This is a genomic window from Rhodoferax sp. OV413, from assembly GCF_945881795.1.
Taxonomy (GTDB): domain Bacteria; phylum Pseudomonadota; class Gammaproteobacteria; order Burkholderiales; family Burkholderiaceae_C; genus Allorhodoferax.
On record NZ_CAMCVG010000091.1, the window covers coordinates 1 to 8,547 of the forward strand.

At 61.8% G+C, this 8,547-nt stretch carries 9 protein-coding genes and 1 pseudogene; 7 read left to right on the plus strand and 3 right to left on the minus strand.

Annotated features, from left to right (window positions below):
* Window positions 1–605: pseudogene (locus Q0O05_RS10230) on the minus strand (class I poly(R)-hydroxyalkanoic acid synthase); the annotation flags it as partial.
* 94 nt (window positions 606–699) lie between these two features.
* On the opposite strand from Q0O05_RS10230, the gene Q0O05_RS10235 reads away from it, so the two are divergent.
* Window positions 700–1,002 (plus strand): hypothetical protein, encoded by a 303-nt coding sequence (locus tag Q0O05_RS10235; RefSeq protein WP_293662695.1) that lies wholly within the window; start codon window positions 700–702, stop codon window positions 1,000–1,002.
* Here Q0O05_RS10235 and pgeF read toward each other — a convergent pair.
* Window positions 934–1,764 carry a peptidoglycan editing factor PgeF gene (gene pgeF / locus Q0O05_RS10240; RefSeq protein WP_293662696.1) on the minus strand — a complete coding sequence of 277 codons (831 nt, stop codon included), beginning with the start codon at window positions 1,762–1,764 and terminating at the stop codon, window positions 934–936. The two genes, Q0O05_RS10235 and pgeF, sit on opposite strands and share 69 nt — an antisense overlap.
* A gap of 88 nt (window positions 1,765–1,852) precedes the next feature.
* Here pgeF and Q0O05_RS10245 point away from each other — a divergent pair, with 88 nt between their 5' ends.
* The 6 genes from Q0O05_RS10245 to Q0O05_RS10270 all read left to right on the plus strand — a co-directional run bounded on the left by Q0O05_RS10245 (window position 1,853) and on the right by Q0O05_RS10270 (window position 7,708).
* On the plus strand, window positions 1,853–2,155 hold the full coding sequence (locus Q0O05_RS10245) for an antibiotic biosynthesis monooxygenase (protein WP_293662697.1): 303 nt from the start codon (window positions 1,853–1,855) through the stop codon (window positions 2,153–2,155).
* A 91-nt stretch (window positions 2,156–2,246) separates the two neighbouring features.
* Window positions 2,247–2,942, plus strand: coding sequence for a fumarylacetoacetate hydrolase family protein (locus Q0O05_RS10250; RefSeq protein WP_293662698.1), 696 nt, complete (start codon window positions 2,247–2,249; stop codon window positions 2,940–2,942).
* 3 nt (window positions 2,943–2,945) lie between these two features.
* On the plus strand, window positions 2,946–3,491 hold the full coding sequence (locus tag Q0O05_RS10255; RefSeq protein WP_293662699.1) for an NUDIX hydrolase: 546 nt from the start codon (window positions 2,946–2,948) through the stop codon (window positions 3,489–3,491).
* The gene (locus tag Q0O05_RS10260; protein ID WP_293662700.1) at window positions 3,488–4,921 is read left to right on the plus strand and encodes an exonuclease domain-containing protein; all 1,434 of its coding nucleotides are present in this window, start codon (window positions 3,488–3,490) and stop codon (window positions 4,919–4,921) included. Before Q0O05_RS10255 ends, Q0O05_RS10260 begins: the two co-directional genes overlap by 4 nt.
* A gap of 151 nt (window positions 4,922–5,072) precedes the next feature.
* Entirely contained in the window at window positions 5,073–5,984 is a 912-nt protein-coding gene (locus Q0O05_RS10265; RefSeq protein WP_293662702.1) for a cache domain-containing protein, read from the plus strand.
* Between the two features lie 296 nt (window positions 5,985–6,280).
* Window positions 6,281–7,708, plus strand: coding sequence for a site-specific integrase (locus Q0O05_RS10270; RefSeq protein ID WP_293662704.1), 1,428 nt, complete (start codon window positions 6,281–6,283; stop codon window positions 7,706–7,708).
* Between the two features lie 122 nt (window positions 7,709–7,830).
* Here Q0O05_RS10270 and Q0O05_RS10275 read toward each other — a convergent pair.
* Window positions 7,831–8,547: hypothetical protein (locus tag Q0O05_RS10275; protein WP_293662706.1), on the minus strand; the 717-nt coding region annotated here is incomplete at its 5' end.

Here is an 8,547-nt window from a genome sequence, read left to right on the forward strand (position 1 = left end):
CCTTCGGTGGTGGCCACGTTTTTGCCCACCTCAAACAGGCTCTCGTCGGTCATGGACACATGGCCCTGCTGCAGGTCGTGCACCAGGTTTTGCACGCCCTTGGCAATGCTCTCGCCCTGGGTGTCGATTGCCTTTTTCTGCGCCTCGGCATTAAAGGCCAAAAAGTTGCTCGGGGCGGAAGCGGCGGTCCATTGCTCCACCGCAAACCGGACGCGGCTCTTGGTCTTCGGATCGGTCTCCAGGGCCTCGGCCAGGCCCATCATGGTGCGGGTGTTGAGCAAATAAACAGCCGCCAAATAGGACGACACCGGGTTATCGCCCCAGGCCGGCGCGGCAAAACGCTTGTCCGGCAAGGCGGGGGCGTGGGTCAGGCCTTTGGAGAAAAGCTGGAGCGCTTCTTCGGTGTACGTCTTTTGCAGCGCCTCAAGCCGCTCGGGGGCAAAGTGCATTTCGGGAGCGGGGGCGGCGCCTGCTGGGAAACCGGCGCCGGCGGCTGAGAGGTCGAGCCCCTTGAAGGACTCCAGCGCTTTGGCGAAATGTTGGGTGAAAGCTTGTTGAAACTGCTCGGCGGCCTGCGCCATAAAGTCAGAAGTGGGTTGCGTCACGCCATCACCTTAGAGATTTGTGTGTCTAGTCTAAGACACCAGTATGTCAGCGCTAAGCTGCGTTATCCTGACAAAAACACCCACCAAAACCCTTATGTACATCATTCCCATTGCCTGGATTTACGTGGCCCTGATGATGGCCGTGGCCGAAGCCACCAACACCAACGGTTCAGTCCTGGGCGCGTTTTTTACGTTTCTGCTCTATGGCGTGTTGCCGGTGTCGCTGATGATGTACTTCCTCGGCACCCCCAGCCGTAAGCGGGCCCTGCGCGCCAAAGAGCAGGCAGAACGGGACGCAGCCATCGCCAGCCATGCGGCTGCAGCCGCCTCACTCCAGCCAGATGCAGGCTGCCATGCGCCCGCTGACCCGGTCCCTCCGGTGGCTGAAAAACCGTGAGGGATTGCCCACGGTGCACCACGCGGCACTGCCATCGTTGCCGCTGATGCGCGACACCCCCGCCGCCGCCAGCCGCTGACGCGCCAGCCCGGCCAAATCAGCCAGCCATTTGCCGGCGCCGCTGGGCACGAAACAGCCCGCAGCAGGCGGCAGGCTCTCCACAAAAGCCGCGCGCACCTCGGGGCCCACCTCGAATGCTGCAGGACCGATGCATGGCCCCAGCCACGCTACGATTTCAGGAGCTGCAGGCGCAGTATTGGCGGGTTCTTGCGGCCTAAAAGCCTTCAAAACCTCTTCCAGAACACCCACCCCGCCGGCGCCGGCAAGCCCTCGCCAGCCGGCATGCGCCGCCGCCACACGGCTGCCGTCCGCGGCGGCCAACAGCACCGGCAAACAATCGGCCACCATGATGGTGCACACCGCACCGGGCGTGGTGGTGGTGCAGGCGTCGGCCTCGTATCCGTCAGGGGTGCCGGGGGTGTCCGGTGAGGCGGGTGTGGTGGCCTGCAGGTGCAGGCAGCGCTGCCCGTGAACCTGATTCAGGAACACCGGCCGGCCGGCCCCCATGGACGCCAGCGTTGCCGCGAGGCGCTGGCGGTTGGCGGCAACTGCCGCGCTATCGTCCCCCACATGCAGCCCAAGGTTCAGGCTGTCATACGGCGGCGCCGAGGTTCCGCCGCTGCGCGTGGTGCACAAGGCGCGCACCCCCGGCGGCGCATGCCACTCAGGGATAAGGCAGTCAGCCAAAAGTTCCGCATTCATGGGGCTAAGGATAAACCGCGTCCGTTAACATGCCAGCTCAAAGCAACCCGCTTAGTGCACCCCCCGATAACCCACCAACGGAGACACCATGATTCTTGAGCTAGCCGACATCCGCATCCAGCCCGGCCAAAACGCCGCCTTTGACGAAGCCATCGCCCGTGGACTGCGCGACGTGATCTCCAAGTCCAAGGGGTTTCAGGGCTTCACGGTGAACAAGGGCATCGAGAGCCCCGAGCGCTACCTGCTGCAGATCTTCTGGGAGACGTTGGAGGACCACACCGTGGGCTTCCGCCAGAGCGAGGCCTTCACCCAATGGCGCGCGATTGTGGGGCCCTTTTTTGCCGAGCCGCCGGTGGTAGAACACTTCCACCTGTTGACCCACTCCGGGTAAGGCCCCCAAAGGCCTCAACACGCCTCCGCCCAAGCCCCACCACGGCTGCGCAACCGCACCTGCCAGAACATCCCGCCCGTCTGAGCCCGCCATGAGTTTTGTTTTCAGCCCGCCCGCAGCGGCCAGCGTGGCGATTGCCGGCCACACCGGGCGTTTTCCGGTGCGCCGGATTTACTGCGTGGGCCGCAACTACGAAGAACACGCCAAAGAAATGGGCCACTCCGGCCGCGAGCCGCCTTTCTTTTTCATGAAGCCGGCCGACGCGGTGCTGGCGGCCGACGCGGGCCAGACGGTGGACATGCCCTACCCCAGCCTCACCACCAACTTGCACCACGAGGTGGAGCTGGTGGTGGCCATCGGCCTGGGTGGCAGCCAGATCAAGTCCGCCGACGCGCACCGCCACATTTACGGCTACGCAGTGGGCCTGGACATGACGCGCCGCGACCTGCAAAACGAGATGAAGAAGCAAGGCCGCCCGTGGTGCATCGCCAAGGGTTTTGATCACGCGGCGCCCATCGGGCCCATCACCCCGGCCGCTGAGGCCACGGGCGTGGAATCCGCGCCGATTGCGCTGCAGGTGAACGCGCAGGTGCGCCAGCAGGGGAACGTGGCCCAGCTGATCTGGAACATCGCCGAGACCATTGAGCAGCTCTCAGCCGCCTGGGCCCTGCAGCCGGGCGACCTGATATTCACCGGCACGCCCGCCGGCGTGGCGGCGGTGGAGCGCGGAGATGTGTTGCACGCCACCGTCGGGGGGCTCGCGCCGCTCACGGTGCGTATAGTGTGAGCCATGCACCGCGAGCCGATCAAACACTGCAAAGCCTGCGGCACCGCGGTGGAATACCGTGTGCCCGATGACGGCGACACCAAGCACCGCGCCGTGTGCCCGGGCTGCCACACCATCCATTACGAAAACCCGCTGAACGTGGTGGGCACCGTGCCGCACTGGGGCGACAAGGTGCTGCTGTGCAAGCGCAACATTGAGCCGCGCTTTGGCAAGTGGACGCTGCCCGCCGGCTTCATGGAGCTTCATGAGACCACCGCCGAAGGCGCAGCCCGCGAGACCGATGAGGAGGCCGGCGCCCAGTTTGAGATGGAAGGCCTCTTCAGCCTGCTCAATGTGGCCCGCGTCGGGCAGGTGCATCTGTTTTATCGCGCCCGTCTGACCAGCGACCAGTTTGCCCCGGGCACCGAGACCATCGAGGCGCGCCTTTTTAGCGAAGACGAGATTCCATGGGACGAGATTGCGTTTCGCACCGTCAAGGAAACTCTCGAACACTACTTTGCCGACCGCCGCGCGGGGCATTACGGCTTTCACACCATCGACATCGCGTGAGCATCCCCCTGCTGCCCAGCTACGTGGTGCTGGACCTGGAAACCACCGGCGGCAACGCGGTACAAGACCGCATCACCGAAATTGCCGCAGTGCGCATCGACAACGGCCAGGAGACCGCGCGCTGGTCCACGCTAGTCAACCCCGGAGTGCGCATTCCCCCCTTTATCCAGAGCCTGACCGGCATCACCGACGCCATGGTGGAAGACGCGCCCAACTTCTCACAGGTGGCAAAGCAGTTGCTGGAGTTATTGGACGGGGCGGTGTTTGTGGCCCACAACGTGCGCTTTGACCACGGCTTTGTGCACAACGAGATGGCGCGGCTGGACATTGCGCTCAAGGTCAAAACCCTGTGCACTGTGCGCCTGTCGCGCAGGCTTTACCCGCAACACAAAGGCCATGGGCTGGACGCCATCCTGCAACGCCACGGCCTGCAAACGCAGGCGCGCCACCGTGCCATGGGCGATGTGGATGTAGTGCTGGAGTGGCTGGGCGTGGCCGAACGAGAGCTGGGTGCAGAGACCCTGCAGCGCGAAGCGCAAGGCCTGCTGCAGGGCAGCGCCGCCTTGCCACCGCAGCTGGAAACGCCGGTCTCCGACCTGCCCGACACGCCGGGCGTGTACCTGTTTTATGGCGAAGGCAGCATCCCGCTGTATGTGGGCAAGAGCGTGACCCTGCGAACGCGGGTGATGTCGCACTTTCAGGCGTCAACCAAGGTCGCCCGCGAGATGCGTATCCTGCAGGAAATCCGCCGGATCGAGTGGCGCGAAACTGCCGGTGAATTGGGCGCGCTGCTGCTGGAGTCGCGCCTGGTCAAGGAGCTGCAGCCCATCCACAACCGGCTGCTGCGCCGCGAAAAGCAACTCAGCGCCTGGAAGCTACACCCCGACCCCAGCGCCCGCCCTGTGCTCCAACTCGTGGGGCTTGACGGGGTGAACGCGGCCGACATGGGCGAGCTGTTTGGAGCCTACCGGTCTAAACGCCAGGCCACGGACGCGCTGCGAACACTTGCCGAAAGCCACCAGCTGTGCCTGCTGGTTCTGGGGCTGGAGTCCGGCAAGGGCGCCTGCTTTGGCAGCCAGATCGGGCGCTGTAAGGGGGTGTGCGCGGGGCGCGAGGTGCCGGCCCTGCACCGGGTGCGCTTGCAAATGGCGCTGGCCGAACACCGGCTGCAAGCCTGGCCCCACCCGGGCCGCATGGCCATCCGCGAATATGACCCGCGCACCGGCCGAACCGATATCCATGTGTTTGACCAGTGGTGCCACCTGGCCACGGTGCACGACGAAGAGGCTCTGGCTGACGCCACAACCGCCCGCCACCCGCTGGCCTTCGACTTGGACACCTACCGCCTGCTGCAAAAGCGCCTGAGTGGCGCGGGGCTACGCTCCAAAGAAGTCATTCATCTGGCCAAATCGCTCATGGATGATGCGTAGGCAGCTATGAATTACATAGCAGACCGGCCATTATGGCGAAACTGCGAAGAACCAACGAACCAACGAAATTAAGACCGCAAGCCCCGATACACTGCGCCGCCTGGAAGCCAGACTCACCGCCCTCTTCAACACCAGCGCACTTCAACTGCGCATGACCTACGCGCTGCTGCTGTGTTTGAGCATCATCTGGGCGGCAGTGTTTTTTGAGCTTGACCGCAGCCGCTCCAGCGTATTGCATGAGGCGGAGGTGCGCACCCAGGTGCAATCCCGTGTTTTTGCGGAAAACTCCCGCTCCGTCATCAAGCGGGTCAATGAGATTCTGATTGACTCGCGGTCGCAGTGGACCGGCGACTGGAAGGCCTTTGCCAACGCCATCCGCCAGCGGCAGGAAAACATTGAGGACATTTCCTTTCAGTTGGCGGTGATTGACCGTAACGGCATCTTGGCTTTCTCCAACCTGGCCAAGCCCAGCGACCGAACCGACCTCAGCGAGCGTGAGCACTTCCGGTTGCACCAACAAAACCCGGGCTTTGACCGCCTGTTTATCAGCAAGCCGTTAAAGGGCAAGGTGTCTGGCAAGTGGTCGATCCAGTTCACCCGCCCGATTCGTACCAATGGCGTGTTTGAGGGTGTCATCGTGGCCTCCATCAGCCCCGACCTGTTTGCGAATTTCGCGCAGACCATGGGCATTGATGACAACGGGTCGGTTGCCATGGTGCGCGACAGCGGAGAGATCATGTCCCGCTTCCCTGTGGGGGAGTCTGCGCTGGGCTTCGTTATCACAGACCGGCCGTTCCTGAAGGCCGGTGCCGCCCTCTCGGGCACCTACGTCAGCAGCTCGCAAACCGACCAGGTCATCCGCCAATATGGCTTCTACCGGGAGCCGGAGTATGGGCTGGCCTTTGTGGTGGGCGCGCGGCTGTCCGACGTGCTGGCGCCCTACCAGGCCAACCGCGACATCGTGGTGACCGCCGGGCTGTTGGTCAGCTCGCTGGCGATTTTTCTGTTTTATTTGCTGCAACGCTCCATCAACGCCTCGCGCAAGCGCGGGCAGCGGACATGAAAAAGGCCGCTAAGCAGTTTTACTTAGCGGCCTCTACGTTACCAACTGGTCGGTGTGAAAGGATTCGAACCTTCTACCCCTTGCACCCCATGCAAGTTTTGGTGAATTCCAGAAAACTCAATAAAAGCTTAAAAGTCACCTAACCACTTGAATTTAAACGACTTTTCACCAATCATCATAAAAAGCATTATCCAACAACGTCCACTAAGATGCACTCAAAGCCTGCGTTGCGGTTGGGACAATGGTTGGGACAACGGAGACGGCGCAGTCAACCGGGGTTTGCTATGGCATTGACGATGTTGGAACTCAAAGCGCTGAATGCTGCGGACCACGGACGCCGGTTAACTGACGGTGGATCGCTCAAGGGCAAGGTCTATGTGGCGCGCGATGGTGCCGTGTCGGTTCAATTCCGGTTCGCCTACAAGTTCGGCGGCAAATTTCGCGAAGTGCTGGTCGGCACCTGGCCCAAATCCGACATCACCGCCATCCGCAAAGACCGCGACGCATTGCGCGTGAAGATTCAAAACGGCATCGACCCGGTGGAACAGAGCCAACTTGTGCGCGAACAAGTGCAATCCGACCGCGAAGCTGACCAACTGCGCCTGGCAGCCGAGCGGGAGGCCGAACTCCTCAAAATCGAAGCCGACCGGCAAGACGCTGTACACCAGCAACAATTACGGCTGCAAGCATTGGCCGAAAAGACCGCACGCATGACGGTCCGCAGCCTGTTTGACCAATGGCAGCGGCTGGAGCTGATCCAGCGCGCCGACAAAGGCAGCGAGGCGCTGCGCTCCTTTGAGCGCGATGTCTTCCCGCTCATCGGCAATGTGGCGGCGGCGGACGTGAGCAAGGCGCACATCCAGGAAATTGTGGACACCATCAAATCACGCGCCACGCCAACACAAAACATGGTGCGCACCGCCAAAAAGACGCTGGCCGACATGCGCCAAATGTTTGGCTTCGCGCTGGATCGGGATTATGTGGATGCCGACCCCACTGCCCGCGTGAAAAAAGCCCGCATCGGTGCTGACGTTGAGCGCGACCGCGTGTTGAGCGAAGCCGAATTGATTCTGCTGTTTCAGAAACTTCCTCGTTCGGGGCTGGCGGCCACCAGCCAACTGGCGCTGCTGATTCAACTGACAACCGCCGCCCGCATCGGCGAAGTGCTGGCTGCGCGCTGGGAACATGTGGACTTTGAGCGGCGGAGCCTGACCCTGCCCGAGACCAAGAACGGCAAGCGGCATGAAATTTGGCTGAGTGACTTTGCACTGCGCCAACTGAAGAACCTGCATGAAAGCACCGGCCTGACGCAATGGCTGTTCCCCGCGACGCAAGCTAAAAAAGATCAACCTGATTTCGCCGACCATGTTTGCGTCAAAACCGTGACCAAACAAGTGGGCGACAGGCAGCGCCCCGGTGATGTTCCAATGACAGGCCGCTCTAAGGACGTGGACGCACTGGTGCTACCCGGCGGCAAGTGGACACCACACGATCTGCGCCGTACAGCGGCCACCACCATGGCTGAACTCGGAGCCCTCCCCGATGTGGTTGAAAAGTGCCTGAACCACACCGAGGTCGGAAAGGTCAAGCGCATCTACCAACGCGCTCAGTACGAAGGGCCCATGCGCGACGCATGGAAACTGCTGGGCAGCCGTCTATCGCTGCTGCAAGACAAGGCTGCTGGCCGGGCAACCAACGTAGTTGCGATGCAACGGAGTCGCTGAGTAAAAAGTCGTAAAAACCCGCATTGAACCTATCGAATACCACCCACCAGCGACCGCCTAGCTATAATCAAACCTTCGAGAGACAAAAATCGGCTCCATGCCGTGAGGTGATTCGGTTCATCCTATATCTCTCGATCCATCTTTCCGACACCCGCTCTACTTTCCAAAGTCAGCGGGTGTTCTTTATTAAAGATGCCGCTTTCTCGGGCAGATTTCTTGCCCTTACGGGTTGACTCCACATCCAAGTCCAAGACCTCTAGCGTCTGCGGCCACACAAAATTCAGGTATCTGGCCTCGCCCCGCTCATAGAAGCGCTGCAATGCCCACAGGTAGTAATCGACCGCCTGTAGTCCCGCGTGGTCCTTGGGCACCGAGCACAACACCTCCGTTGGCTTGGGCTTTGACAAGCCAAAGTCCCGCGCAAACCCTTCGCCCTCGTGGGCGATGGCGTCCACAAATGCCTTGGTGCGGGGTTTGTGCCCACGCTGCGCGAACACAATTTTGTGGTCACTCCAGCCGTGCAAACGGGAAAACAAGTGCCGGGTCAGCTCGTCATACAACTCGTGCCCGGTGGGGTCGTAGCGGTACGTGGGTTCTATCCTGCGCCGTTGCAGGGCGTAGTCCACCAAACGCAACTTGTCACGCACCACCGCCACAAAACGGAGGTCATGCTGCGCCAACAACTTGTAAACCATGAACCGCACCTCGGGCGGATCATCTTTAGCGTGGAAATGAACCGCAGTGCGCTTACGCGCCGGGTCCAGCGATGGCACATCCTTGAAGAACGGGTCCGCCACCAAATCCTTTCGTAAGAGCTCTAGATCGGCAGTCAGCGCGTC

Bases quoted from the DNA above. Each gene is read 5' to 3' on its own strand.
- Q0O05_RS10235 (WP_293662695.1), top strand. From the start codon at position 700: ATGTACATCATTCCCATTGCCTGGATTTACGTGGCCCTGATGATGGCC.
- pgeF (WP_293662696.1), bottom strand. From the start codon at position 1,764: ATGAATGCGGAACTTTTGGCTGACTGCCTTATCCCTGAGTGGCATGCG.
- Q0O05_RS10245 (WP_293662697.1), top strand. From the start codon at position 1,853: ATGATTCTTGAGCTAGCCGACATCCGCATCCAGCCCGGCCAAAACGCC.
- Q0O05_RS10250 (WP_293662698.1), top strand. From the start codon at position 2,247: ATGAGTTTTGTTTTCAGCCCGCCCGCAGCGGCCAGCGTGGCGATTGCC.
- Q0O05_RS10255 (WP_293662699.1), top strand. From the start codon at position 2,946: ATGCACCGCGAGCCGATCAAACACTGCAAAGCCTGCGGCACCGCGGTG.
- Q0O05_RS10265 (WP_293662702.1), top strand. From the start codon at position 5,073: ATGACCTACGCGCTGCTGCTGTGTTTGAGCATCATCTGGGCGGCAGTG.
- Q0O05_RS10270 (WP_293662704.1), top strand. From the start codon at position 6,281: ATGTTGGAACTCAAAGCGCTGAATGCTGCGGACCACGGACGCCGGTTA.